Below are 26,169 nucleotides of genomic sequence, written 5' to 3' on the forward strand. Positions count from 1 at the left end.
AAGAGGAACATTTATGTTAAATCAAGCCCCAGTTATTACGATTGATGGCCCAAGTGGTGCTGGTAAAGGCACGGTAAGTCAAATCGTTGCAGAGAAGCTGGGTTGGCATTTGCTTGATAGTGGTGCGTTGTATCGTTTATTGGCCCTTGCTGTGTCGCATCATGGTATGTCAGTTGAAGATGTAGAAGCGTTGAAGGTGTTAGCGGAGCATTTGGATATTCAGTTCCTGCAAACGCCAGAAGGCAAAGTTGAAATAATCCTTGAAGGTGAAGTGGTCACCCAGGCGATTCGTACTGAAACAGTGGGAAACCAGGCATCTAAGCTAGCGGCTATCCCTGAAGTCCGTGAGGGGCTGTTGGTGCGTCAGCGCGCCTTTGCGCAAACGCCTGGATTGGTGGCGGATGGACGAGATATGGGGACTGTTGTTTTCCCTGAGGCGTCTATTAAAGTCTTTCTGACTGCCAGCGCAGAAGAGCGTGCGCAACGTCGTATGCTTCAGCTACAGGACAAGGGAGATGAGGTCAATTTTGATGAGCTAGTTAAGACCATCAAAGAGCGTGATGAGCGTGATGCTAACCGTGCTGTGGCGCCACTTGTACCGGCGGCGGGTGCACTGGTGATCGATAGCACTGACCTGAGTATTGATGAAGTTGTTGAAGTTGTGCTCTCTGAGGCATCAAAAGCTTCATACATTTAAGTTTTAATCTGTTTTTGTGCTCAATTAATGTGCTAAAATAGTAGGAATAAGTCGACGGCAGGACCAGCAACCACTGGCGTCGCAATCACTGTAAATTAACCCCACATATAGCTGGTGATGTGGCAGGGAACATTTAGTTGTTCCGTATATATAGGAATCACAATGACTCAAAGCTTCGCAGAACTGTTTGAAGAAAGCCTAAAAAGCGTAGAAATGGCGCCAGGCTCGATTGTTACTGGTATCGTTGTTGACATCGACAGCGATTGGGTAACAGTTCACGCAGGTCTAAAATCTGAAGGCGTTATCCCTCGTTCTCAATTCCTAAGTGAGACCGGCGAATTCACTCTTAACATCGGCGACGAAGTTAAAGTAGCTCTAGATGCAGTTGAAGATGGTTTCGGTGAAACTAAACTTTCTCGTGAGAAAGCTAAGCGTGCTGAAACTTGGGCTGTACTTGAAAAAGCATACGAAGAAAGTGAAATCGTTAAGGGTGTTATCAACGGTAAAGTCAAAGGTGGCTTCACTGTGGATATCGCTAACATCCGTGCTTTCTTGCCAGGTTCTTTGGTAGATGTTCGTCCTATCCGTGACACATCTCACCTTGAAGGTGTTGAACTTGAGTTCAAACTTATCAAGCTTGATCAGAAACGTAACAACGTTGTTGTATCTCGTCGTGCCGTTATGGAAGCGACTAACAGCGCTGAGCGTGAAACTCTTCTTGCTAACCTTGAAGAAGGTCAAGAAGTTAAAGGTATCGTTAAGAACCTTACTGATTACGGTGCGTTCGTTGACTTGGGTGGTGTTGATGGTCTTCTACACATCACTGACATGTCTTGGAAGCGTATCAAGCACCCAAGCGAAATCATCGCTGTAGGTGATGAGATCGACGTTAAAGTTCTTAAGTTTGATCGCGAGCGTAACCGCGTATCTCTAGGTCTTAAGCAACTAGGCGAAGATCCATGGGTAGCAATCAAAGCTCGTTACCCAGAAGGTACTAAAGTTACTGCACGTGTAACTAACCTAACGGATTACGGCTGCTTCGCAGAGCTTGAAGAAGGCGTAGAAGGTCTTGTTCACGTTTCTGAAATGGATTGGACTAACAAAAACATCCACCCATCTAAAGTTGTTCAGATCGGTGATGAAGTAGAAGTTATGATCCTTGACATCGATGAAGAGCGTCGTCGTATCTCTCTAGGTATCAAGCAGTGCACTCCAAACCCATGGGAAGAGTTCGCTACTTCTTTCAACAAGAACGACAAGATCTCTGGTGCCATCAAGTCTATCACTGACTTTGGTGTATTCATCGGTCTTGACGGCGGTATCGATGGTCTTGTTCACCTATCTGACCTATCTTGGGACGAAACTGGTGAAGAAGCAGTACGTAAGTACAAGAAAGGTGATGTTCTAGAAACAGTTGTTCTTTCTATCGATGCTGAGCGTGAGCGTATCTCTCTAGGTGTTAAACAACTAGAGCAAGATCCTTTTGTTGCATTCGTTGCTGAAAACGACAAAGGTGCTATCGTAAACGGTACTGTTGCTGAAGTTGATGCGAAAGGTGCTGTTGTTACTCTAGCTGAAGGCGTAGAAGCTTACTTGAAAGTTTCTGAAATCAGCCGTGAGCGTGTAGAAGATGCTTCTTCTGTACTTAAAGAAGGTGATGCTGTTGAAGCTGCGATCGTAAACGTTGATCGTAAAGCTCGCACTATCGCTATCTCTATCAAAGCGAAAGACGCTTCTGAAGAGAAAGCAGCACTGAAATCTCACTCTGAGAAACAACAAGCTGAGACAAATGGCCCGACTACAATCGGTGACCTAATCAAAGCTCAACTTGAGAACCAAAACTAATTCGAATTAACGGATTATGTTTTTAAAAAGCGGACCTTATGGTCCGCTTTTTTTATGCTTTTTTTCAGACTTTGATTGACAAATAAACTATGCACAGAAGGTGTGGATAAATATGGGTATAGTTAAATTGTTAACGAAAAGCGGCTAATAAAGTCTTCATGTCGTCTTCACTCCAATCCTCTTTTTCGAGCAGTTCGGCGAGCTCTTTATTGTTCTGAATTTGGTGTAAATTCTTCTGAAACTTGGCAAAGTGGTACTCTTTGATCAACCTTTCATCATATTCTGATCGATAGATCTTTTTTTCCTGTGAATTGTCGCCTATTGTGGCGTCACTCTTAGGCTGTAAGTTATTCACAGTCTTGTAGGCGTTGAGCATTTTGGACTTGTTCATCTTTTACGCTCCTTGGGAACTGCACTTCGGTGACCCAAAACTGATTCGCTTTAGCGACCCATTTTATATTGGCATTCCACAGTTGGTTGCCGTGCTCTCTGCCCTCGGACCCCTTTAGATAAGAGGGGCGAGGGTCTTGGCCAATGACCTGTTCAATCAATGGTTGCAAATCTCTGTCATAGATATCTTTATAGTCTTTTAGCTGGTCTATTGCGAGTTCACTGAAGTTAACGTTAGTAAGGGGGGTGGCCAGTGGCGCGAATCCACCTTTGGCATGGGGGAGTGCGTCTGCGTAAGGTAAGTAGGGTTTGATATCGACAATCGGGGTTTTGTCGAGCAGATCTGCACCAATGATATCGATGAAAACTTGCTTACCTTCCTGACGAATGCCTTTAACTTCTACCACGGATAACCCCAAGGGATTCGGTCTATGGGTTGCCCGTGAGGCAAAGATACCGATTTTCTCTTTACCTCCAAGCCTAGGGGGGCGAATCTTGGCTTTCCATTTCTCATTCATACATTGGTGAAAAATAAAGTGTACCCAGATGTGGGAGAAACCCTCTAACCCATCCAGTGTATCAAGTCGATTGAAAGGCGGGAGTAGTTCTATGCTCGCCGTTGCTTCCGTCACTAGACCTGGTTGTCTGGGGATGCCAAATTTCTGTTGGTAGCAAGAGTGTGCGATGCCAATTTGTTGGAATTTAAAATGTTCTGACATGGGAATGGATGAATAATTACGTCAAATATTTGGGAATGAGATTCTACAAGATGTGTTAGTATAGCGCCTATCTGTTTCTATAGCGCCCGAATAGGGAAGTAAACTCGCTAATAAGCAAAAAAGAGAGAAAGCAATGTCCTTAGAATCTTACATGAACGAAGTTGGTCAAAAAGCCCGTGCCGCGTCACGACTATTGACCCGTGCGACCACCGAACAAAAGAATAATGCTTTGTTCGCCATGGCAGATGCTTTGGAAGATGCACGACCTCGATTGAAAGAAGAGAATGCTAAGGACTTAGAAAACGGCAAACAAAAGGGCTTAGATGCTGCCTTGTTGGATCGTTTGGAACTGAATGACGGACGTATTGACGGCATGATAGAAGGTCTCAAGCAGGTGGCTAGCTTGCCAGATCCTGTAGGAGAAATTACAGATATGGTGTTTCGTCCATCAGGCATCCAGCTGGGCAAAATGCGTGTGCCGTTAGGTGTGATTGGTATCATTTATGAGTCCCGCCCAAATGTAACCATTGATGCGGCGAGTCTGTGTCTTAAATCAGGTAATGCGACTATTTTACGTGGTGGCAGCGAAGCCTTTTACTCTAACCAGGCTATTGCTGAGGCCGTGCAAACAGGTTTGTTGACGGCTGGTTTACCAGCAGATGCGGTGCAAGTCATTAACACTGTTGATCGTGAAGCGGTTGGACGTTTGATTACCATGCCTGAATTTGTTGATGTCATTGTGCCTCGCGGTGGCAAGGGCTTGATCGAACGCATCAGTGCAGACGCCCGTGTGCCTGTGATTAAGCATCTGGATGGCAACTGTCATGTTTACATTGATGACGAAGCGGATTTAGAAAAAGCGTTTAAAATCGCTATGAATGCTAAAACCCGCCGCTACGGTGTGTGTAATGCCATGGAGTCCTTATTGGTTAACACCAAGGTGGCTAAAGCGATATTGCCTTGCCTAGCAGATGCATTGGCCCAGAAAGGCGTTGAACTGGTAGCGTGTGAGCAAGCCCGTGACATTATTGAGGCGGCACCTGCTACGGAAGAGGATTGGTATACTGAGTACTTAGCTCCTAAATTGTCTATCAAGTTGGTAGCAGACATGGATGAAGCTATTGCCCATATTAACCAATATGGCTCCCACCACTCTGATGCCATTGTGTCGCAGAATTACTCTAAAACCCGTGCATTTATGGCTGAAGTAGACTCTTCTTCCGTAATGGTTAATGCTTCTACCGCTTTTGCAGATGGCTTCGAATATGGGTTAGGGGCTGAAATTGGTATTTCAACCGATAAAATTCATGCCCGCGGACCTGTGGGGTTGATAGGTTTAACCAGTCAAAAATACGTCGTATTAGGGGATGGTCACACCCGTGACAATTGAGTCTTTTACCCCAATAGTCAATGAAAACAGCGGTACGGTTGTGATGGGTGGGACCTTTGATCCTATCCATCATGGTCATTTGCGTTCGGCTGTGGATATTCTGGACTTCTTTCGTTTTAAAAGCCTGCGTATGGTGCCGTGTTTTCAGCCGGTTCATAAAGATCAGCCTTCGGTAACCCCAGAGCAGCGTTTGCAAATGGTTGAGCTGGGTATTCAAGCAGACATACGGTTAGAAGTAGACCCCCGCGAGATTCTGCGCGAAGGGCCAAGCTACACCAAGGATACCTTGCAGGAGCTACGTAATGAATTAGGGGAAGAAGAACCTATCATTATGGTAGTGGGGATGGACAGCTTTTTGTCCTTGCCAACCTGGGCTGAGTGGCAAAGTTTATTAGACGTGGCGCATATTCTGGTGATCTCTCGCCCTGGCTGGGAGCCTGATTTTATCTCCACCTTGGAAGAGTTTTATGAAAAACATCGAGCCCAGAACGTAGCTGAGTTACAATGCGCGCCCGCTGGAAAGATTTGGATGGAAAGTTTTACGCCGTTAGCGATTTCCTCCAGTCAGGTAAGAAAACTATGTCGCGAGAACGCATCGATTGCGTATCTCGTGCCTGAGACAATACAGCGCTTTATTGAAGCGCATTCTTTATATAAATAGGGTTATCCAAAACTATGAGCCAAGATCAATTATCAGCTGAACAAATTCTCGAATTGGCAGTCGAAGCATTAGAGGATGTGAAAGGCGATAACATCACGGTACTAAACGTGAGTGAACTAACAGACATGATGGACTTTATGGTGATTTGTACCGGTACGTCCAAACGTCATGTGCACTCCCTTGGTCAAAACGTTGTTGAACACGCTAAAAGTAAAGGCCTCCAGCCTCTAGGTAGTGAAGGTCGCGAGATGGGAAGTGATTGGGTACTAGTGGATCTATACGATGTGGTCGTTCATGTAATGACTGAAGAGGCCCGCTCGTTCTACGACCTAGAAAAACTGTGGAATATCACACCAGAGCAGCGTTAAGGCGTTTTTGATGCGGGTTCGTTTAATTGCAGTCGGCACAAAAATGCCAAAATGGGTCACGCAAGGCTACGAAGAGTATGCTAAGCGATTGCCGAAAGATTTTGCATTAGAGCTGGTTGAGTTGCCTATGTCACCTCGAGGCAAAAATACTGATATTGCTAAAGCCATTCAAAAGGAAGGCGACGCCATGTTGGCGGCTATCCCGAATGGCGATAAAGTGATCGCCTTGGAGGTGCTGGGTAAGTCTTGGTCAACGGAGCAGTTAGCCGAACAGACTGGCCAATGGCGTATGGATGGTTACAACATTTCGCTGTTGGTGGGTGGCCCAGATGGTCTTGATCCACGCTGTACTGCGAGAGCGGATCAAGCCTGGTCGTTATCAAAGCTTACTTTGCCACATCCCATGGTTAGAATCTTGTTAGCCGAGCAGATTTATCGAGCTTGGACATTAATGAATAATCATCCGTACCATCGCTAGAGTGTTATTTTGGGCAAGCATCATCAGGTCTTCCGTAACTACCGTCAGGAACAACGTTTAACTCAGCGCCGTATTATTGTTGCTGCGTTATTTGTCCTGGTGATGGTTGGTGTGCTGATGGCTCGTTTGTTTTATTTGCAGGTGATGCAATATGACCTGTACCAAACCAAGGCCAACGAAAACCGCGTTATGTTGGTGACTGAGCCACCTCCACGTGGGCTTATCTACGATCGTAATGGCATTGTTTTGGCAGACAATCGCCCGATTCATAGTTTAACCGTGATTCCCGAGCGAGCGGGTAATCTTGACGAGCTCCAGAAGAAGCTCTCTGATGTCATTGATATCTCTCCTGAGGAATGGGAAAACTACCGTTCTAAGCTCAAAGAGTACCGCCGACCTTACCAATCCATCACTCTTAAATCCCAACTGACGGATGCGGAATGGGCAAAAGTGTCCGTAGATCTGTTTCAGTTAGATGGGGTGCAAGTAGAAGCTCAGCTAACGCGCTTCTATCCTTACGGCGAAGCATTCGCCCATGCGGTGGGCTATGTTGGTCGCATTACCTCCAAAGACCTAGAACGGGTGGACCGATTAGCTTACCAAGGGGCTTTGTTTATTGGTAAGACTGGCGTAGAAGAGTTCTACGAAGAAACCTTATTCGGCAAACCTGGTATCTCAAAGGTAGAAGTCAATGCCCGCGGGCGTATTATGTCTGAGATCGAACGACAGAATCCGACCCCTGGGCAAGATGTTCATTTATACCTGGATGCCCGGCTACAACAATATGCTTACGATCTGCTTGGCAATTATAAAGGCTCGGTCATTGCCATTGACCCAAACACCGGAGGGATCTTGGCTATGGTATCTAAGCCAGGCTATGATCCGAATCTTTTTGTACGGGGAATTTCCGTTAAAAACTATGATCGTCTTAGGGACGATAAGCGCCTGCCATTGTTTAATCGTGCCTTACGTGGAGGGTATCCGCCTGCTTCCACTATTAAGCCCTTTATGGCTCTTGCTGGGTTGGAGTACGGGTTTTCAACTTGGGATGAAAGCTACTACGCTCGAGGTTATTATCAGATAAACCCTAATGGCCGACGCTATCGAGACTGGAAACGTACAGGTCATGGTTGGATTGACCTTGAGCGCTCTATCATAGAGTCCGTGGATACTTACTATTACCAGCTGGCTCATAAGATGGGGATCACACCAATACACACCTTTTTATCTAAATTCGGTTTTGGTCAAGAGACTATCTTAGATCTTCATGGTGTCAGTAGTGGATTGTTGCCCTCCAATGAATGGAAAATGGCCCGTTATAAAGAACCATGGTACCCCGGCGACTCTGTAAACGTGGGGATAGGGCAAGGCTTTATGGTGGCCACCCCGATACAAATTGCTGCTGCAACATCTGCTTTGGCTGCGCGCGGTAAGATGTTTTATCCGCGTATGGCGGAATCCGTATCAGATCATGAGCCGGAATTTGAAGAAGGTAATCCGAACCTTCATCAAATTAAGCTGAAGGATCAACGCAACTGGGAACGCATGGTGACAGCAATGAAAAAGGTTGTGACGGATTCTAAAGGGACGGCTCGTCGTCTTCGTGGAACGGACTATGAAATAGCGGGTAAAACGGGTACAGGGCAGGTATTCAGTTTACAGGAAGACCAAGAGTACGACGCGGACAGCCTCGATAAACGACTCCATGACCATGCTCTATTCATTGGTTTTGCCCCTGCTGATAAACCTAAAATTGCCGTATTTGCGATCTTTGAAAATGGCGGTAGCAGCTCTAAACCTGCAGACCTGACGAAGGCGCTATTTGATGCTTATTTGTACGACGATTATCCATCCAGTTACGATTATTTCACTGAGGGGCGTCGATGAATAAGTCGCTTTACCAGCGTATAGTCTCCTTTACCAATGCTCGGCTCTGGCAGCTGACTCACGTTGATATTCTGTTATTGCTCGCTCTATTGTTGCTGATGACGGGAGGCTTGTTTGTACTTTATTCTGCTTCTGGTCAGGATGTGGCCATGGTAGAACGCCAAGTGCTTCGTCTCGGAATTGGTATGGCTGTGTGTTTAGGTCTGGCGCAATTGCCGCCTAAATATATGCGCCGAGCTTCACCAATACTCTTTGCTGTATTGGTCGCCATGTTGGTTGGAGTGTTGTTGTTTGGGGTGGGCGCTAAAGGGGCCCAGCGTTGGTTAGCGTTGCCAGGTGGACTGCGTTTTCAGCCCTCTGAGATCATGAAAATTGTTATGCCTATGATGGTGGCTTGGTACTTTGCTCATCGTCCTATCCCCCCTACGTTGAAAGAAATTGTGACGGTGCTGATTGTGATTGCTGTGCCGTCTATGATGATTGCTAAACAGCCTGACTTAGGGACAGCGTTGTTGGTTGGTGTGTCCGGGATTTTTGCATTATTTTTAGCGGGTCTTGGTTGGCGTTACATCCTTAGTGCGGCTGCGATAGCGCCTATTGCCGCTTACAGCTTGTGGCAGGTGATGCGGGAGTATCAAAAACAGCGGGTGTTAACCTTCTTAGACCCAGAAAGCGATCCCCTTGGTTCCGGGTGGAACATCATACAGTCTAAGACTGCGATTGGTTCAGGTGGTGTCCACGGTAAGGGTTGGCTGGAAGGCTCCCAAGCCCAGTTAAATTTCCTTCCCGAGAGTCATACGGATTTTATCATTGCTGTGTTGGCGGAAGAGTTTGGCCTAATTGGCTGCGCCTTGCTTATGTGTGCTTACCTGTTGGTTATCGCTCGGGGGCTTTACATCGCAGCGTACGCTGAAGATAACTATGCTCGCCTGTTGGCGGGCAGTATTACCTTAACCTTCTTTGTGTATATGTTTGTAAATATTGGCATGGTTTCTGGGATCTTGCCTGTAGTCGGTGTACCGTTACCGCTGGTCAGCTATGGTGGCACCTCCATTATTACCATTATGGCGACCTTTGGTATTTTGATGTCGATTCAAACGCATAAAAGGGCCCAGTAATGTCTTTACGAATTATTGCACTGAGCGTAACACTTGCTCTTACAGGATGTTCAGCTACGGTGGATTCTCAACCCACTCCAATTGTTTCAGAGCCTACACCCAAAACTTATATTTCACAGCCAGAAGTGCTTGAGTTTATTGATCATATGGTGAACAAACATCAGTATGATCGCCAACTTTTGGTTGATATATTCTCGAAAACAGAGAAACGTGTTCAAGTCATTACTAAATCCGATAATCAACCGGAAGTGATTACCCCATATTACGAGTATCGTAAACGCTTTATAGACCCTGTTAGAGTGCGGGATGGGGTTGCTTTTGCTCGGAAAAATAAGGCTTGGCTCGATAAAGCAGAGGCGGAGTTCGGAGTGCCATGGCCTGTCATTGTCGCTTTGATCGGTGTTGAGACGTCTTATGGCCGTATTACCGGAAATCGAGATGTTTTTACCTCACTGGCTACTTTGGCATTTGATTATCCTCGCCGTGGCCAGTATTTTCGCAGCGAGCTGGAGGCATACCTTATTTTGGCGCGCCAAGAAGGCTGGACGGTAGGAACCACCAAAGGCTCCTACAGTGGTGCATTAGGCATGGTTCAATTTATGCCCAGTAATTATTTAAAGTTAGCGATTGATTATGATGGAAATGATCACGTAGATCTTTGGGGCTCTAATGCTGATGCGATCGGTAGCGTTGCAAACTATATGAAACATCATGGCTGGCAAGCGGGAGCCTATACCGTGAGTACTGCCAGAGTGGATGATGAGTCAGCGGTTGATGATTTGATTAACAAAGGGCGCAAACCACTTTACACATTAAGGGAATGGTCAGAGAAAGGGGTTTGGTCCACCAGTGAATATGTGTATGGAGATGCAGGACTCATTGGTTTACAGGATAAAGAAGGTTCTAAAGCCTATTGGCTTGCCTATGAGAACTTCTTTACAATTATGGATTACAACCCCAGCCGACGTTATGCCATGGCTGTCTTGGAACTAGCAAATAGGATTGCTCAGAGTGAAGGTAGTTAAACTGTTTTTCTTGATGTGCTCGGCTGGTTTAGCTGGCTGTATGAGCACTCAACACCTTAGTGGTACCAAGGCTGGCGCATCGTCTAGCAGTATTGACTACGATAAGGCTTCTGGAGGCGGTCGTTATTCTATTCTTCAAGATCACGGCCCAACTGATGAAGTCAATGTAGACCACTTACCTGATCTGGTTCCTAAATATGAACCCAAAAGCCGCGGAGGCAATAAATCTCCATACGAGGTTTGGGGTAAAAAGTATTATGTGATGGACTCGGCGGAAGGTTATACAGCTACTGGCACAGCGTCCTGGTATGGGAATAAGTTCCATGGGCATAAAACCTCTAACGGCGAAACCTACGATATGTATGCCTTTTCTGCCGCCCATAAGTCTTTGCCTTTGCCGACCTACGTGAAGGTCACAAACTTAGACAATCAGCGCAGTGTCATTGTGCGAGTAAATGACCGGGGACCCTTCCATGGGGACCGTTTGATTGATTTGTCCTATGCCGCGGCGGCTCGCTTGGATTATCACAATAAGGGGCTTGCTCGAGTTAAGGTGGAGGCGATTACGCCGAAGCCAGGCGAAGTGGTGTCTGTGAAAACCAATAAGCAGCCGGTGGCAAGTGCCCCATCAACGCCTGTGGCGATAGAGCCTTCCCCAGTTGTCGCACCGGCGTCAGCTCCGTCAAATGACCTTCTGTTTAGTCATTTGCAATTGGCTGCGTTTTCTAAGGAATCCTCCGCGGATAATCTAAAACAGAAACTTTTTGAGCAGTTCGATACCGCCATTAACATTCAAACTCGTCAATCCGACGATGGATTGTACCGTGTGTTCGTTGGCCCCTATGACTCAAATGCTAAGTTAGAAGCTTGGCAAGCGAAACTTGAGTCAGCAGGGTTTGGTAAAAGTGTAAAAGTAGCGTTAACTCCCTAGGGGAACTTTTACGAGGCTAGAGATTCAAACCTTGCTCTAGTATTATTCTCAACCTCACGAATCAGGCTAAAACGTTGACCAGTATGAAACGACTTTTTTCACTATTTATTGTAGCAATGTCCCTCGTCGTGTCCGTAGCAAATGCGGCACCTTCTTTGATCCCAGCGCCACCTCAATTATCCGCGAAAAGTTATATTCTAATGGATGCTTATACGGGCGATATTTTGGTTGAGCATAACAGTGACGAACCATTGCCACCTGCAAGTCTGACTAAGCTGATGACTGCCTATATTGCCGAGTACGAGTTGGCGAAAGGCAATATTACCTTAGATGATAAAGTAACCATCAGTGAAAAAGCTTGGCGTATGGAGGGCTCTCGCATGTTTATTCGAGAGGGGACTCAGGTGCGCCTAGAAGATCTGATGCGTGGCATCATTATTCAATCCGGTAACGATGCCAGTGTTGCCGTAGCAGAACATGTGGCGGGCGGTGAATCTGCTTTTGCTGATCTGATGAATCAGCATGCACGATTATTAGGGATGGATAACACCCACTTTGTGAATTCAACGGGCTTCCCTGCGGAAGACCATTACTCAAGTGCCCGTGATCTTGCCTTGCTATCCCGTGCAACCATCATTCACTTCCCAGAAAACTACAAGATGTACAATGAAAAGTACTTCACGTACAACGATATCCGTCAGCCAAACCGCAACAAATTGTTATGGCGAGATAAGACAGTAGATGGTTTAAAGACCGGTCACACAGAAGCCGCGGGCTACTGTTTGGCTGCTTCAGCAGTTCGTAACGGCACTCGTTTGATTACAGTGGTTCTGGGGACTTCGTCTGATGAGGCCCGAGCTGCAGAATCACAAAAACTTTTGAACTATGGTTTCCGTTACTACGAGACTCGTAAGCTGTATAATGCAGGCCAATCCTTAAGCGATGCTAAGGTATGGGGCGGCGAAGCGGATTCTGTAAAAGTTGGTTTTACTGAAGATGTATTGGTGACAATGCCACGCCAAAACGCCGACTCTATTCCAGCCTCTCTTGAGCTGAAACAAGAAATTGAAGCGCCGATTGCTGCGGGTGATGTGCTAGGTAAAATTATTGTTGGTACGCCTGACAATATCTTGCTAGAGCGAGATGTAGTAGCATTAGAGTCAGTGGAAGAAGGCGGCTTCTTTAAACGCTTATTCGATAAAATCAAATTGTTCTTTATGAACTTGTTCTAAACGGTGATACAGCTTATATGGCTTTAATTAATAAAACAGGTGATATCGCACAGGACGCACCAGATGCGCCTAAAATCGAGTTTCCTTGTGAAAATTACCTGATTAAAGTCGTTGCAATGGATGCTGACGACACTCAAGTTAACGTTGTCGGGTGCGTGCGCAAGCATGCACCTGACTTCGATGATACAACGATCAGTTTAAACCGCTCCTCAAAAGGGCGGTTTGTTAGCTTCAGTTTTCGCATTAATGCGCAAAGTGAAGAGCAGCTTGCAAAGCTTCACGGTGACCTAATGGCTGTTGAAGCAGTTAAAATGGTCATTTAATTCATGCCGAAAACTCTTCTGTGCCGCGACCTCGGTGTGGTGCCATACGAGTCGACTTGGGAAGACATGAAAGCCTTCACCCAGACTCGAACAAAAGACGACCCAGACCAAATTTGGTTGCTCGAGCATCCGCCTGTGTTTACTCAGGGACAAGCAGGTAAAGCGGAGCATTTGCTTAATGCTGGGGATATTCCTGTCATACAGGCAGACCGAGGTGGTCAGATTACCTATCATGGCCCAGGTCAGTTGATCGCTTACATCATGATTGACCTAAAGCGTTGTGGAATAGGGGTCAGAGATCTAGTCACACTGATTGAAAATTCTATTGTGGACGTTTTGCAAGCGAACGGTATTACGTCCTACCCCAAGCCGGATGCTCCTGGTGTTTATGTGGATGAAATGAAAATTTCTTCCCTTGGCTTACGAGTACGAAGAGGGTGTTCGTTTCATGGTGTGGCATTGAATGTCGATATGGATCTCATGCCTTTTTTACGGATAAATCCGTGTGGCTACCAAGGCCTACAAATGATTGATATGAAGCGTCTACAGCCGGAAACGTCTATGGCGCAGGTGAAAGTTCAGCTGGCAAATATACTGGCTGAGCGTCTCGGATATTCTCATCCGACTATCCAACAAGGGTGAATAAGAATGACAACTCAGCAAAAGCGAGTCGTACAGGGCGAGAAACTACGTGGTGCCGACAAAATGGCACGTATCCCTGTAAAGGTTATCCCAACCGAAGAAATCCCACGTAAGCCGGACTGGCTACGAGTGCGAATGCCAGCATCACCAGAGATCGCGCGTATTAAAAGCACTCTGCGTGAACACAAATTAGCGTCAGTATGTGAAGAAGCTAACTGCCCAAACCTTGGGGAGTGTTTTTCTAACGGTACCGCTACCTTCATGATCATGGGTGACATCTGTACCCGTCGTTGTCCGTTTTGTGATGTTGCTCATGGCCGACCTAATGCATTGAGTCAAGATGAGCCAAAAGAGCTTGCTGTAGCGATACGTGACATGCGTTTGAAATACGTCGTGATCACCTCTGTGGACCGTGATGATTTGCGTGATGGTGGTGCTCAGCATTTTGTGGATTGTATTGATGAAACGCGTAAGTTGAGCCCAAGTATTGAGATTGAAACCTTGGTGCCAGACTTCCGTGGTCGTATGGATGTGGCACTGGATATTTTGCAAGTTTCTCCACCAGACGTCTTCAACCACAACCTTGAGTCGATCCCCCGTTTATACCGCCAAGTGCGTCCTGGCTCTGATTATCAATGGTCGCTTGATCTATTGAAGAAATTCAAAGAGCGTTGTCCTGATGTGCCAACCAAATCTGGTTTAATGGTGGGGATGGGTGAAACATTTGAAGAAATTGTTGAGGTGATGAAAGACCTACGTGCCCACAATGTGGATATGTTGACGATTGGTCAATATTTGCAACCGTCTAAGCATCACTTCCCAATGGATCGCTTCGTTCACCCAGAAGAGTTTGAGCGTTACGAGCAGGTAGCAAAAGAGCTAGGCTTTAAGCATGCGGCATGTGGCCCATTAGTGCGTTCCTCTTACCATGCTGACAAGCAAGCTCATGGTGAGCGAGTTTCCTAAGCCGTCTTAGGCATTACTTGAAAAAGCGAGCGACTTGAAGTCCCTCGCTTTTTTTATGTAAAAAAAACCCGCTACAGCTGTAGCGGGTTAATATACTTTCCCTAGAGGCGCAAAGGGGAGCGCCATGTAACGTGTGGGAGCGATTGAACTTCATGGAAATCTTCTAATTGCCGCTAGAACGTTTCCTAAACTGAGATAGTGCTCAAAGTCCTTAATCTCAGGTTGTATAAATTATAGACAATCAATTTTAAAGTGGGTTCATTTTTATTTGTGATGTAGAGGATTTATTTCCATGGAATTAGTGTTCGAGACCCCGTATTTTGCTGTAAGCCTTAGCACCTCTGAACTGCGTGAAGATGTCATGTTTCGTGTTATGACAGAAAAAGTCATTGAGCTGGCCCAGGGGCAACCAGGATATTTGTATTTTGAATGGCTGGCGGATGAGCGGTCTCAGTTAACAATTTACTGGCGCACAAAAGTGGAAGCTGAGGCTTGGATGAATCACACCATGCTGCGTCGAACTCTATCCATTGGTAATCAGTGTTGGTTTGATGAATATCGCTTAAAGCTCATGGAAGTGGTGCAGGAGGATGTGTCGGTGAGTAACCAAAGTTGGAAAGAGAGTGGGCGTTTTCCCGTGATTAAGACTCCTCGAGGCATTTTAAAGTTACTGGACGTTAAGGATATGCCTTTGCTACATCGCTACGTCAATGAACAAAAGGACCATTTGACCCCATGGGAGCCGCAACGGAATGATGACTACTACACAGAAGAAACCTGCTATCTGCGCATAAAGGAGATGCGTAAGGATTTTATTGAAGATCGAGGCTGTGTCTTGTGTTTACTGTCACCAGGCGAAAATGAAATGTTGGCTTACAGTAATTATTCACAGTTTGTGAGGGGAATTTCCCAGTCTTGCTTCTTAGGCTATAGCATTGCCTATGAGCACCAGGGAAAAGGCTTGATGCAAGAAGTATTGCAGGCTGGCATCCGGTACATTTCATCTGAGCTTAATATTGATCGAATTCAAGCCTGTTACATGCCCAGAAATCATCGCAGTGCCGCAGTTCTACAACGGATGAACTTTGAGAGAGAAGGGATGGCGCGCAATTACCTTAAAATCAATGGTGTTTGGGAAGATCACGTTTTGACAGCGTTAACCCTACGTTGAACGAGAGAGTTTGAGTACCCGGCTTTGTTTAGGGAAGGGAGCGGCAACACTTAAGAAAGTGATGGGCTTATCAGAGTTGTTAATCAAGCTACGAGTTTTACCTGCTGGGATTAACAGGCCGCTTGGCGTTATGCCTACTGGTTCAGAACCTGTGTATTCAATGAGGAGGTCCCGTTCAGTATTAATGGGCACAACAAATTGCTCAGAGGATTTGAGGTAGTAAAAAGGCTCTTTGTGGCCTGGTGGAAACATGTGCCATTCTATTTTTGCTGATGTCTTATCCCCTACAGTCCATTGGGTGACGCCATTTCGATTCTGCTTCTTTGCTTCCGTACCGCTGGCAAACCGTTCAAATCGTGCATTCTCTCGAGAAGTTTGACCTAAAAAGACAATGACGAAGAAGCGGGTGCTAGGGGATACTGTGACACAGCGTACCGATAAGTTATGGCGTATCCAGACGGCTTGGTTGGTCTTAAGGGAAGACTCTTCCAGAGTAGATTGAATAAACAGCTGACCATCACAAACAAATAGCATGGCATCGCTAGGGAAGACATAATTGTGCTGGGCATGGTCATTTAAGGTTAACTGTACTTCGTACACCCTGAAACGAGACGTGTTGTAAAGAATCTTTTGCCAGCCCTGATTGCCCAGAGGCGTCTGCATCATGATGCTTTGCTCCTTATTTCCTAGTATTTGCAGTCTACAACGGAAAGAAATCCAAGACTATTACTGAATTCAGACACGGCAATGGTTGCAGCTGAAATGACGCCTCATTATAGTAGTTGGCATTGTTAAGTCATCGATATACTTAGGCTTTTCGCCTCCGAGTTCATCTAGTAAAGGAAATCGCTTTTGAGTGACCTGTTAAACTTCGAAGCCAATGAAACGCTTTCGTTAAAAGATTACACCGAAAAGGCGTATCTCAATTATTCCATGTACGTGATTTTGGATCGTGCCTTGCCGCACATTGGTGATGGTCTAAAACCCGTGCAACGCCGCATTGTTTATGCCATGAGCGAACTGGGGCTTAAAGCCACAGCGAAATACAAAAAGTCTGCCCGTACCGTGGGTGATGTTTTAGGTAAGTTCCACCCCCACGGAGACAGTGCTTGTTATGAAGCTATGGTGTTAATGGCTCAGCCATTCTCTTATCGCTATCCATTAGTGGATGGGCAAGGTAACTGGGGGGCACCAGATGACCCTAAGTCTTTTGCCGCCATGCGTTACACCGAATCCCGCTTATCAAAGTATTCTGATGTTCTGCTAAAAGAAGTAAATCAAGGAACCGTGGATTGGATTCCTAACTTTGATGGCACCCTACAAGAACCATCAGTGTTGCCAGCTCGACTGCCGAACCTTTTGTTAAATGGTACAACTGGTATTGCAGTGGGTATGGCAACGGACATTCCGCCCCATAATCTTCGTGAAGTAGGGCAGGCATGTATTCACATGTTGCAAAACCCGAAGGCGGAACTGGACGACCTGATGGAGTATGTCCAAGGGCCTGATTTTCCTACGGGCGGAGAAATTATCACGCCACGTTCTGACATCCGTCGTTTATATGAAACCGGTAAGGGGCAAGTTAAAGCCCGTGCTCGATACCGCATGGAAGAAGGGGAGATCGTTGTTTATGAATTGCCCCATCAGGTTTCTGGTAGCAAAATTTTAGAGCAAATCGCCGCTCAAATGCAGGCGAAGAAATTGCCAATGGTCGTGGACTTGCGTGATGAGTCGGACCATGAGAATCTAACTCGCTTCGTCATTGTTCCGAAATCTAACCGAGTGGATGTTGAAAGTGTAATGACCCACTTGTTTGCCACCACGGATTTAGAAAAATCCTACCGGGTAAACATGAATGTGATCGGTTTGGATGGTTTGCCCCAAGTAAAACCTTTGACGGCTTTTATTAGTGAGTGGTTGCGATTCAGAATTGGGGTCGTGCGTAAGCGTTTAGAATTCCGTTTAGATAAAGTACTTAATCGTCTACATATCTTAGAGGGTTTGTTAGTTGCTTTCTTAAACATTGATGAAGTGATTGAGATTATCCGTACGGAAGATAAGCCTAAGCCTGTTTTGATGGAGCGTTTTGGCCTGACGGATACTCAAGCAGAAGCGATTCTAGAGTTAAAACTTCGCCATTTGGCCAAGCTCGAAGAAATGCGTATCCGTGGCGAACAGGATGAGTTGGAAAAAGAACGCCAGCAACTCGAGGCCTTATTAGCGTCGGATCGTAAGCTTAAAAAGCTGATCATTACTGAGATTGAAGAGGCGATCGAAGCCTTCGGTGATGAGCGTCGAACACCAATCATTGAGCGAAAAGAAGCACAAGCTTTTAGCGAAGAAGACTTGTTGTCCAACGACCCGATTACAGTGGTCTTGTCCAAACAAGGCTGGGTGCGTGCTGCAAAAGGCCACGATATTGATGAGCGTGGTTTGAGTTACAAATCCGGCGATGAATTCTTTTTATCTACTAAAGGGCGCTCAAATCAAACCTTAGTCTTGTTTGCTTCCAATGGGCGTACTTACTCAATTAAAGCGCACACTTTGCCATCGGCGCGGGGGCAGGGTGAACCCATTACCGGTCGTATTTCATTAGAAAAAGATACGCATATTGTTGCGGCTGCCTTAGATACTGATGATGCCTATTATCTAGTGTCTTCTGATGCTGGTTATGGCTTTGTCGCTAAGTTGGGTGATTTGCATGCGAAGAACAAAGCAGGCAAAGCGACACTGACTTTGCCCGTTAATGCGAAAGTGCTACCGCCGGTGAAAGTAGCAGACCCTGAGACAAGTCGTGCGGTGGTGGTATCAAATGAAGGACGCATGTTGGTGTTTAACGTGGCGTCCTTACCTCAGATGGCAAAAGGCAAAGGCAATAAGATGCTGAGTATCTCGTCTGCACGTGCGAAGGATCGAGAAGAGTGGGTGTGTGCGATGGCGTCTGTACAGCCTGAAGACCTGCTTTTGGCTCACAGTGGTAAGCGATTCATATCCTTCGCTGAGAAAGAGTTACAAGAATACATTGGTGAACGTGGGCGTCGAGGTTTGAAACTTCCCCGTGGTTTCCAGAGGATCGACACCTTAGAAGTAAAAGTGGGTGAAGGTAAACCCTCAGAGTAATAGATTAGAAAAATTTAAAATGTAAGAAATTGATGCTACTTTGAATACAGTAGTCTGAAGAGGTATTAAACATGAAAGGCAGTCAAAAAGTCATCGATAGCATGAACAAGCTATTGGAAAATGAACTCGCGGCAATTGATCAGTACTTTATCCACTCTCGCATGTATGAGGATTGGGGACTCACAAAATTATATGAGCGCCTTAACCATGAGATGGATGAAGAGAAGGATCACTCAGACTGGTTAATTAAGCGTATTTTGTTTTTAGAAGGCACTCCTTGCATGACTAAACGTCGCGACCTGTTAGTGGGTACGGACGTGCGTTCTATGATGCAAAATGATCTTACCCTCGAGCTGGAAGTGGTGGCCTGCGTACGTGATGTGATTGCTATCTGCGAGGAAGAAGGGGACTACCAAACCCGCGAAATGCTTGAGAAGTTGCTGTTTGACACGGAAGAAGATCATGTTTATTGGCTAGAGAAACAGCTTCGTCTGATGGATGTCATCGGTGAGCAAAACTACATTCAATCTCAAATGTAAGGAGCGAGTATGAAAGGTGATCGTGACGTCATTGCGAGCTTGAATAAAATACTCGCAAATGAACTGGTAGGCATTAATCAGTACTTTTTACATGCCCGTATGTTTAAAGACAAAGGCTTTGAATTACTAGATAAAGCGGATTACAAAACCTCTATCCAAAAAATGAAGAATGCTGATCGATTGATTGAGCGTATTTTGTTTTTGGAAGGGTTACCAAATCTGCAGGATCTCGGGCGTCTGCGCATTGGCGAAGATTGTGTGGAAATGATTGAATCAAATCTGGCGTTTGAGCTAGCAACACTGCCGGACCTTCAGGCAGCTGTGAAGCTGTGTGAATCAAAGAAAGACTTTATGAGTCGTGAAGTTGTTGAAAAGATTCAGGATGAGCAAGAAGAGCAGATTGATTGGCTGGAAACACAGCAGCATTTGATTGGCTCAGCTGGGTTAGAGAATTACTTACAGTCGCAAATGGGCGAATCTTCTATTGATTGATCTTTAATGAATTAAGTACCAATCAATTAAGCTACTACTGCGATAGGAAGCTCCTCTGCAAGTTTGAGGAGCTCTTCATTCAGAATACTCTTCACATCCTTACAGCACTTTCCACATTGATTGCCTAAATTATGCTCACGATAAAGATCACGCATAGAGGTTGCGCCATCGGCAATCGATTTCTTGATCGTTTTATCGGATACGGCGTTGCAAAGACAAACGTACATAAAATGAAAATCACTCTCAATACTAATTGAGAATGATTTTAGGGTTAGTGATAATTGTTATCAACAAAAAGATATTAATTTATTTTAAAATACTGATAGATTTTAAGAATAAATGCTTGCACCCCATAAATTTGTTTGTACAGCTAAAGAAAATGGCGCTTTAAGCGCCATTTTCTTTAGTGATATCCGTGAGAATTTCTGCGAAGGTCTCTGGTGGGTGAGCGCCTTGAACCAAAAACTTTTCGTTGACGATGTAAGTCGGAACAGACTGGATGTTTAAACTGGCTAGGCGTTCCATCTTTTCTTCCACCAAGAGTTCCGCTTCACGTGACAAAGCATCTTCGATGTCTTCGTCTTGAAGTCCAACATCTCTGGCTATTTTTGTGATTACAGTTTCATCACCAATGTTTTCGCCTAATGTGAAATAAGCATAAAACAAAGCAGTCATCATAGCGGTTGATAAGTTCATGCGTGATGCTTGAGCAATAAACTGATGGGCGAGTTTAGTGTTCGGTATTACGTCTTTCTCAGAAAAGTTAAATTCTAATCCCGCTTCTTGACCTACGTTTTGCAGTGCGTGGGTAACTTCGTTTAACTTTTCTTGGCTGCCAAACTTTTTACCCAAATATTCAGCGCGAGGAACACCGCTGTTAGGCACATCTGGGTGTAATTCAAAGGGAAGCCAGTGAATGTCGAAACGAAAGTCGTCTCCCAAATGCTCTATGGCGGCTTTAAGGCGTGTGTAACCTAGGTAGCACCATGGGCAAACTGGGTCTGCAACGATGTCGATAGTTAAATCGGCCATTTGATCTCCGTGGAAATAATATCAGTTAACACCAAATGCTATGCATTGGCTGATTTGACAGTAGGGGAGCCCGGATTCTTGCTGCCAATGATTAAAGGCAGCTTGTGCTGCATTTTTCGCGGCCTGTGTGTCTCTGCCTGTGGTAATGATCTCGGTGTTACGCAGGTAACCTTCAACATCACGGGTCATCAAGTAGGTGTCTTTTCCCATGATGCGTAATGTATAAGGGCCGGTATTTCCACCTAAGCGTGCCCCGTCTTTTTTCAACTGGGCCCAGAGGTCAGTGATGAAGGCCACAGGATAATTAGCCACATATTCTGAGAAACTGCCGTGTTTCCCTTGGATCTCTGAGATCATCAGGGCATTTTCACGAATGGTCATTACTTTTCCAAGGTGGCGAATGATTGCAGGGTCTTTGGCTTTTGCCTCCCACATCTCATCGTGAATCAGCAGCATTTTTTCTATATCAAAGCCAAAAAAAGCTTCTTCAAAGTTTGGCCATTTATTGCGTACTACTTGCCAGTTCATCCCAGATTGAAAAATCTTTTGGGTAAATGCAGCAAGCCAACGATCATCGGAAATTTGCGCTAATTCCGAAGGGTTTTTAGGCACAACTAACTGTTGTTTTAATACTGCTTCAGAACCAAAACGCTTAATGGCACGTTGATAAATGTCTGTAAAAGATTCGTAGTTCAAAGTGGGCTCCTAACCATTGGCGGCCATTGTAGCATAACTGTTTCGCTCCATAGGAATTCTAAGAATTAGTACTTAAAGTTAGTTGTGTCATTGGCTTATACTGATGTGGAAAATAGTTAGACTAGGACAGCTCATGACACACCTTAGCGTTAATCTGAATAAAATTGGCCTGCTGCGCAATTCTCGTGGCCGTGACTACCCAAATGTGGTTGCCATGGCAAAGCGCACATTGGATCAAGGGGCATTTGGTATCACCATACATCCTCGCCCAGATCAGCGTCATGCAACCTACAAAGATGCCTACGACATTAAGACGTTATTACAACAATACCCAGGCCGAGAGTTGAATATTGAGGGCTTTCCTGATGCAAAATTTTTGGAGGTGGTATTAGAGGTCGTGCCAGATCAATGCACCCTAGTACCGGATGACCCAAATCAGCTGACTTCCGATCATGGTTGGAATGTGGCGCGCGATCAGGATGCATTACGCCCTGTCATTGCAAAACTTCGCGATAAAGGCATTCGTGTGGTGCTCTTTATGGATCCCGTCCCTGAGAATATGACATTGGCAAAGTCTGTTGGTGCTGATCGGGTAGAGCTTTATACGGAAGCGTATGCCAATGCCTACCACACAGATCAGCAAGCATCCGTCAATGAAGAATACCAAGAGGCCGCTTTAGCCGCGAAGTCCATTGGCTTGGAGGTTAATGCAGGTCACGATCTTGACCTGGAAAATGTTGGGTTGTTATGCGCTCCCGGTCACATTACCGAAGTGTCCATTGGCCACGCTTTGACGGTCGAAGCGCTTGAGTTGGGTTGGGATAATGTCGTTAAAGCGTATTTAGATCAACTTAGCTGATGGCTGAGGCGATGGTTAATAAACGTTGTGTCTGCGAAGCCTGCAGTTACCCAGCGATACAATGTATATGTGATTTGGTACCGTCACTTTCAGGCTCCGTTAAGGTTTGGATTCTACAAGATAAAAAGGAATCCAGGCACGCTAAGAATACTGCACGTTTGTTTATCTTAGGGTATAAGCCAGCACAAATAGTGCAAGTGGATGACCCTGAAGAATGGCACACTTTCTTGCAAAGCGTTACAACTAAAAACACGGTTTTGCTTTATCCTGATGATAAAGCAAAACCACTAGAGATCCTGGCAACGGATGAGTCATCAGATTACTCAAATATTGTGTTATTAGATGGCACTTGGCGAAAGGCAAAGAAGATGCTGTATACCCATGATGTATTGGCTAGCTTTCCAATGGTGTCATTTACCATACCGCCTAAAAGTCATTATGTGATTCGTAAATCGCCCAGCGAAAATGCATTATCGACCTTTGAGGCCGCCACCTATGCTTTAGACTTGCTTTCAACTGAGTTTGACAGTCAAGCAATGACGTCGTTTTTTGCCGCAGTGGTCGAGAGACAATGGGCACAACAGCCCCAGCAACATAAACATTTATCGTGATTAAGAAGTTGTAAACATGGATAACAAAACTGAAATTGAAGCGGCGGTGTTACGCCGTTTGTTAGAGCATTTAGATTCCCGTAAAGATGTTCAAAATATTGATCTGATGAACTTGGCGGGATTTTGTCGTAATTGCCTGAGCAAATGGTATGTGGCTGCTGCAGAAGAGCAAGGTCAAGAGCTCACGTATGATGAAGCGAGAGAAATCGTTTACAAAGAGCCTTATGATCAATGGAAAGCCAAATATCAAGCAGAAGCCTCTCCAGAGCAACTGGCTCAGTTCGCTGCAAAGGGTCCTAAAGAGTAGCGTTAATGGCAGTGGGCATCCGCGGACTCATCACTTGGCTAGCACGGACGACAATGTTTCGACTGTTGTTGATCGTCTTGCCATTGATGTTCATTGCGACCTTGCTTCAGGCGGATATTTCACAGAAGTATTTGGCGCTCGCCCATAAAATCGGATTACAGCACGGAGAACGCGCTGAGCGACGCATTATCGCTTGGCGTAACATGGTTGAGGATACCCAAGGCAAAGGCGTCATAGATCAGTTAAACGCGGTAAATGACTTCTTTAACATGATGGGCTTTGTGAATGATATCGACCTGTGGGGAAAAAACGACTATTGGGCCACACCAGTAGAGTTCTTAGGGAAAGGCGCAGGGGATTGTGAAGATTTTACCATTGCCAAATATTTCGCCTTGCGCGAGCTGGGTGTTCCCGATGACAAACTTCGCTTGGTTTATGTTAAAGCGATCACATTGAATCAACATCACATGGTACTGGCTTATTATCACAAGCCTACTTCCGTACCGGTTATTTTAGATAACTTAAATAAAACCATACTGCCCGCAATTAAACGTCCAGATTTGCTGCCGATATACTCTTTTAATGCCGAGAACTTATGGCTGTCTAAGGAAAAGGGGCGAGGTGAATTGGTGGGTGGCTCATCGCGTCTGAGTTTATGGACAGACTTAAACAATCGACTTTCTGATTTGGAAAGCTAGGAGAACGAGCGTGACTCTTTTTCGACAACTTCTATTAACCATAATATTGCTGCTGTCTTTGGTGCTGATGGTGGTGTTAGCGATTAACTTCCAAAGCACGAAAGATTATTTGGTCAATCAGTTGCACTCAACGACCCAAGACTCTGCGACTACCTTGAGTATGCAGATCTCGGACTATATGGCCATGGAAGATTTTGTATCTGTGGAAAGTAGTGTGAACGCGGTATTTGATAGTGGTTATTTTTCCAATGTGCGCGTACATATCTACGAATCTGATAGCAATATTGAACGCAGTAACACCACTAAAATCATTGGGGTGCCGGCTTGGTTTACCAGCATGATCGATTTTGAAGTGCCAACAGCTCGGGCTGTCGTCTCCAATGGCTGGACGGAAATGGGACAGGTGTATGTTACTGGCAGTGCTGGCTATGGCTATTACCAGTTATGGCAAGCAACACGGGCCTTGCTGTTGTCATTTGTCGTCATCGGCTTGGTCTCTGTTGTATTAGGTGGTTTGGCACTGCGCTGGTTGTTTAAGCCTTTAGTGCAGTTGGAAAAACAGGCAGAGGCGATACAGCAGCGCCGCTTTGTTCGTATGACAGAACTTCCCAAAACCCGAGAATTAAAATCCGTTGTGGAGTCCATGAACCGAATGGCGGAGAAATTGGAAAAAGAATTCGCTGCTGAAGCGCAAACGGCTCAGTGGTTGCAAGCCAAGGCGTTTAAGGATCCTGTTAGTGGACTGGGAAATCGGAACTTTTTTGAAGGTCGAGCCAAAGCGCATTTTGATGATACGGATCGTACGTTAGATGGCCTAGTGCTGGTGAACCTCTTAGATCTCGCAAAGGTTAACAATGAGCGTGGCTATGAGGCGGCGGACAATTTTATTCGCAGTGCTGCAGACATTATTTTAAATGTTGGGCTTTCAGGATTTTCCGATGCCACAGTGGCGCGAATGAGTGGTGCTGACTTTGTGGTGCTCATTCCTAACATAGATAAAGATCGACTTGCTAAATTAGCGGACGATCTAATGGGTGAGCTAAAAGAGCTTTCAGGTTCTCGTGTGAGTTACTCGGAAGACGTGGCGAACATAGGGGCAGTGTTGATAGATAACAGTGTGACTCGCTCAAATGCCATGGCACAAACCGATGCGGCGTTGCGTGCTGCGAAGCAAGCTGGCCCGAACCAAGTTCGTCTGTTTGACAGTGAGACAGGTCACGAAATGGCCATTGGCCGTTTAGAGTGGAAGGAGATGCTGGAGTACGCCATTGAAAAGCGCAGCTTTGTATTGCGCAGCCAGATGGTGGCCAGTGTTGAAGACCTGAATAAATCGTTGCAGCATGAGCTTTACGCCAGTCTTTCTTACGAGGGTAAGCAGTATCATGCGGGTTACTTCATCGGTTTAGCTGAACAATTTGACTTGGGGGAGCAGGTCGACCAAGTAATTATTCAGCGGGTGATTGAATCCATTGAACACCCTTCTGTGAAAGGTATTTATGCCATTAACCTTTCTGCTTCAGCCTATGCAAAAATGTCCTTTGTGAGCTGGTTGGATCAATTGTTAACCAAAGTGCCGGAAGCGGTTAAAGGTAAGCTAGCCTTTGAAATCTCAGAGCAGACAGTCTTGGCATCAGAGGATCATGCCTTTTTGTTAGCTCAGACGTTGAAAGGTCATGGGGTTAAGCTGGGGATTGATAATGTGGGTAAGCACTTCTCGGCGTTCCAATACCTGCAGACCCTAATGCCAGATTATGTGAAGGTAGATCCTTCTTATACTAAGCTGGCTGTAGGTAAGGAGTCCGAATCTTTCTTTATGCACACCTTGTGTAAAATGTTTAATAGCTTGCAGATTGAAGTGATTGCTACAGGTGTTGAGACGGCTGAGCAAATCGAAATACTGAAAGGATTTGATATTAGCGGTATTCAGGGTTACGGAGTGGGGCGTCCAAGAAGTTTTGGTTAAGAAATGAAT

The 26,169-nt window shown here is 45.6% G+C and carries 29 protein-coding genes; 23 read left to right on the forward strand and 6 right to left on the reverse strand.

Annotated features, from left to right (window positions below):
* Positions 1-13: 13 nt before the first annotated feature.
* Entirely contained in the window at positions 14-697 is a 684-nt protein-coding gene (cmk, locus tag ACFQ45_RS15805) for a (d)CMP kinase (RefSeq protein WP_377369430.1), read from the forward strand.
* 162 nt (positions 698-859) lie between these two features.
* A complete protein-coding gene (rpsA, locus tag ACFQ45_RS15810) occupies positions 860-2,542 on the forward strand; it encodes a 30S ribosomal protein S1 (protein WP_377369432.1) in 1,683 nt (560 codons plus the stop codon).
* A gap of 130 nt (positions 2,543-2,672) precedes the next feature.
* On the opposite strand, the gene ACFQ45_RS15815 is transcribed toward rpsA, so the two are convergent.
* Both ACFQ45_RS15815 and tsaA read right to left on the reverse strand, forming a co-directional pair.
* Positions 2,673-2,933, reverse strand: a complete 261-nt coding sequence (locus ACFQ45_RS15815) for a hypothetical protein (protein WP_377369434.1) — start codon at positions 2,931-2,933, stop codon at positions 2,673-2,675.
* Positions 2,890-3,651: a tRNA (N6-threonylcarbamoyladenosine(37)-N6)-methyltransferase TrmO gene (tsaA, locus tag ACFQ45_RS15820; protein WP_377369436.1), complete on the reverse strand. Its 762-nt coding sequence runs from the start codon at positions 3,649-3,651 to the stop codon at positions 2,890-2,892. Before tsaA ends, ACFQ45_RS15815 begins: the two co-directional genes overlap by 44 nt.
* 133 nt (positions 3,652-3,784) lie before the next feature.
* Between tsaA and ACFQ45_RS15825 the strand changes: the two genes are divergently transcribed.
* From ACFQ45_RS15825 to ACFQ45_RS15885, 13 genes are all read left to right on the forward strand, one after another.
* The gene (locus ACFQ45_RS15825; RefSeq protein WP_377369438.1) at positions 3,785-5,041 is read left to right on the forward strand and encodes a glutamate-5-semialdehyde dehydrogenase; all 1,257 of its coding nucleotides are present in this window, start codon (positions 3,785-3,787) and stop codon (positions 5,039-5,041) included.
* On the forward strand, positions 5,031-5,702 hold the full coding sequence (gene nadD / locus ACFQ45_RS15830) for a nicotinate-nucleotide adenylyltransferase (protein WP_377369440.1): 672 nt from the start codon (positions 5,031-5,033) through the stop codon (positions 5,700-5,702). The genes ACFQ45_RS15825 and nadD overlap by 11 nt, the downstream gene beginning before the upstream one ends.
* A 14-nt stretch (positions 5,703-5,716) precedes the next feature.
* Positions 5,717-6,070 (forward strand): ribosome silencing factor, encoded by a 354-nt coding sequence (gene rsfS, locus ACFQ45_RS15835; protein ID WP_377369442.1) that lies wholly within the window; start codon positions 5,717-5,719, stop codon positions 6,068-6,070.
* Positions 6,071-6,080: 10 nt separating this feature from the next.
* Positions 6,081-6,548 carry a 23S rRNA (pseudouridine(1915)-N(3))-methyltransferase RlmH gene (gene rlmH / locus ACFQ45_RS15840; protein WP_377369444.1) on the forward strand — a complete coding sequence of 156 codons (468 nt, stop codon included), beginning with the start codon at positions 6,081-6,083 and terminating at the stop codon, positions 6,546-6,548.
* A 9-nt stretch (positions 6,549-6,557) separates the two neighbouring features.
* Complete coding sequence (gene mrdA, locus ACFQ45_RS15845) at positions 6,558-8,435, forward strand: penicillin-binding protein 2 (RefSeq protein WP_377369446.1); 1,878 nt, start codon at positions 6,558-6,560, stop codon at positions 8,433-8,435.
* Positions 8,432-9,553, forward strand: a complete 1,122-nt coding sequence (gene rodA / locus ACFQ45_RS15850) for a rod shape-determining protein RodA (protein ID WP_377369448.1) — start codon at positions 8,432-8,434, stop codon at positions 9,551-9,553. The genes mrdA and rodA overlap by 4 nt, the downstream gene beginning before the upstream one ends.
* Positions 9,553-10,578, forward strand: coding sequence for a lytic murein transglycosylase B (gene mltB, locus ACFQ45_RS15855; RefSeq protein WP_377369450.1), 1,026 nt, complete (start codon positions 9,553-9,555; stop codon positions 10,576-10,578). The genes rodA and mltB overlap by 1 nt, the downstream gene beginning before the upstream one ends.
* Positions 10,565-11,509: a septal ring lytic transglycosylase RlpA family protein gene (locus ACFQ45_RS15860; protein ID WP_377369452.1), complete on the forward strand. Its 945-nt coding sequence runs from the start codon at positions 10,565-10,567 to the stop codon at positions 11,507-11,509. The genes mltB and ACFQ45_RS15860 overlap by 14 nt, the downstream gene beginning before the upstream one ends.
* 83 nt (positions 11,510-11,592) lie before the next feature.
* A complete protein-coding gene (locus tag ACFQ45_RS15865; RefSeq protein WP_377369454.1) occupies positions 11,593-12,741 on the forward strand; it encodes a D-alanyl-D-alanine carboxypeptidase family protein in 1,149 nt (382 codons plus the stop codon).
* Between the two features lie 17 nt (positions 12,742-12,758).
* Complete coding sequence (locus ACFQ45_RS15870; protein WP_377369456.1) at positions 12,759-13,064, forward strand: YbeD family protein; 306 nt, start codon at positions 12,759-12,761, stop codon at positions 13,062-13,064.
* Between the two features lie 3 nt (positions 13,065-13,067).
* Positions 13,068-13,706 carry a lipoyl(octanoyl) transferase LipB gene (lipB, locus tag ACFQ45_RS15875; protein WP_377369458.1) on the forward strand — a complete coding sequence of 213 codons (639 nt, stop codon included), beginning with the start codon at positions 13,068-13,070 and terminating at the stop codon, positions 13,704-13,706.
* Between the two features lie 6 nt (positions 13,707-13,712).
* On the forward strand, positions 13,713-14,672 hold the full coding sequence (gene lipA / locus ACFQ45_RS15880) for a lipoyl synthase (protein ID WP_377369460.1): 960 nt from the start codon (positions 13,713-13,715) through the stop codon (positions 14,670-14,672).
* Positions 14,673-14,964: 292 nt separating this feature from the next.
* Positions 14,965-15,843: a GNAT family N-acetyltransferase gene (locus ACFQ45_RS15885; protein ID WP_377369462.1), complete on the forward strand. Its 879-nt coding sequence runs from the start codon at positions 14,965-14,967 to the stop codon at positions 15,841-15,843.
* Here ACFQ45_RS15885 and ACFQ45_RS15890 read toward each other — a convergent pair.
* A complete protein-coding gene (locus ACFQ45_RS15890) occupies positions 15,835-16,509 on the reverse strand; it encodes a hypothetical protein (RefSeq protein WP_377369464.1) in 675 nt (224 codons plus the stop codon). The two genes, ACFQ45_RS15885 and ACFQ45_RS15890, sit on opposite strands and share 9 nt — an antisense overlap.
* A gap of 186 nt (positions 16,510-16,695) precedes the next feature.
* On the opposite strand from ACFQ45_RS15890, the gene parC reads away from it, so the two are divergent.
* The 3 genes from parC (at position 16,696) to bfr (ACFQ45_RS15905) (ending at position 19,994) form a co-directional block, all read left to right on the forward strand.
* Complete coding sequence (parC, locus tag ACFQ45_RS15895; protein ID WP_377369466.1) at positions 16,696-18,963, forward strand: DNA topoisomerase IV subunit A; 2,268 nt, start codon at positions 16,696-16,698, stop codon at positions 18,961-18,963.
* Between the two features lie 71 nt (positions 18,964-19,034).
* A complete protein-coding gene (bfr, locus tag ACFQ45_RS15900) occupies positions 19,035-19,502 on the forward strand; it encodes a bacterioferritin (RefSeq protein ID WP_377369468.1) in 468 nt (155 codons plus the stop codon).
* A gap of 9 nt (positions 19,503-19,511) precedes the next feature.
* Complete coding sequence (gene bfr / locus ACFQ45_RS15905) at positions 19,512-19,994, forward strand: bacterioferritin (RefSeq protein WP_377369470.1); 483 nt, start codon at positions 19,512-19,514, stop codon at positions 19,992-19,994.
* Positions 19,995-20,020: 26 nt separating this feature from the next.
* On the opposite strand, the gene ACFQ45_RS15910 is transcribed toward bfr (ACFQ45_RS15905), so the two are convergent.
* The 3 genes from ACFQ45_RS15910 to ACFQ45_RS15920 all read right to left on the reverse strand — a co-directional run bounded on the left by ACFQ45_RS15910 (position 20,021) and on the right by ACFQ45_RS15920 (position 21,722).
* Positions 20,021-20,221 (reverse strand): (2Fe-2S)-binding protein, encoded by a 201-nt coding sequence (locus ACFQ45_RS15910; protein WP_377369472.1) that lies wholly within the window; start codon positions 20,219-20,221, stop codon positions 20,021-20,023.
* A 160-nt stretch (positions 20,222-20,381) separates the two neighbouring features.
* Complete coding sequence (locus tag ACFQ45_RS15915) at positions 20,382-21,026, reverse strand: DsbA family oxidoreductase (RefSeq protein WP_377369474.1); 645 nt, start codon at positions 21,024-21,026, stop codon at positions 20,382-20,384.
* A 21-nt stretch (positions 21,027-21,047) separates the two neighbouring features.
* On the reverse strand, positions 21,048-21,722 hold the full coding sequence (locus tag ACFQ45_RS15920; RefSeq protein ID WP_377369476.1) for a DNA-3-methyladenine glycosylase I: 675 nt from the start codon (positions 21,720-21,722) through the stop codon (positions 21,048-21,050).
* Positions 21,723-21,855: 133 nt separating this feature from the next.
* On the opposite strand from ACFQ45_RS15920, the gene ACFQ45_RS15925 reads away from it, so the two are divergent.
* The 5 genes from ACFQ45_RS15925 to ACFQ45_RS15945 are packed head-to-tail and all read left to right on the forward strand — an operon-like array spanning position 21,856 to position 26,160.
* Positions 21,856-22,581 (forward strand): pyridoxine 5'-phosphate synthase, encoded by a 726-nt coding sequence (locus ACFQ45_RS15925; RefSeq protein ID WP_377369478.1) that lies wholly within the window; start codon positions 21,856-21,858, stop codon positions 22,579-22,581.
* An 11-nt stretch (positions 22,582-22,592) separates the two neighbouring features.
* A complete protein-coding gene (locus ACFQ45_RS15930) occupies positions 22,593-23,192 on the forward strand; it encodes a tRNA-uridine aminocarboxypropyltransferase (RefSeq protein ID WP_377369480.1) in 600 nt (199 codons plus the stop codon).
* Positions 23,193-23,208: 16 nt separating this feature from the next.
* A complete protein-coding gene (locus tag ACFQ45_RS15935; RefSeq protein WP_377369482.1) occupies positions 23,209-23,499 on the forward strand; it encodes a DUF1244 domain-containing protein in 291 nt (96 codons plus the stop codon).
* 5 nt (positions 23,500-23,504) lie between these two features.
* Positions 23,505-24,197, forward strand: a complete 693-nt coding sequence (locus ACFQ45_RS15940) for a transglutaminase-like cysteine peptidase (RefSeq protein WP_377369484.1) — start codon at positions 23,505-23,507, stop codon at positions 24,195-24,197.
* Between the two features lie 10 nt (positions 24,198-24,207).
* Entirely contained in the window at positions 24,208-26,160 is a 1,953-nt protein-coding gene (locus ACFQ45_RS15945) for a bifunctional diguanylate cyclase/phosphodiesterase (protein WP_377369486.1), read from the forward strand.
* Positions 26,161-26,169 lie beyond the last annotated feature (9 nt).

The organism is Rhodanobacter aciditrophus, assembly GCF_042679525.1.
GTDB classification, from domain to species: domain Bacteria; phylum Pseudomonadota; class Gammaproteobacteria; order Pseudomonadales; family Marinomonadaceae; genus Marinomonas; species Marinomonas aciditrophus.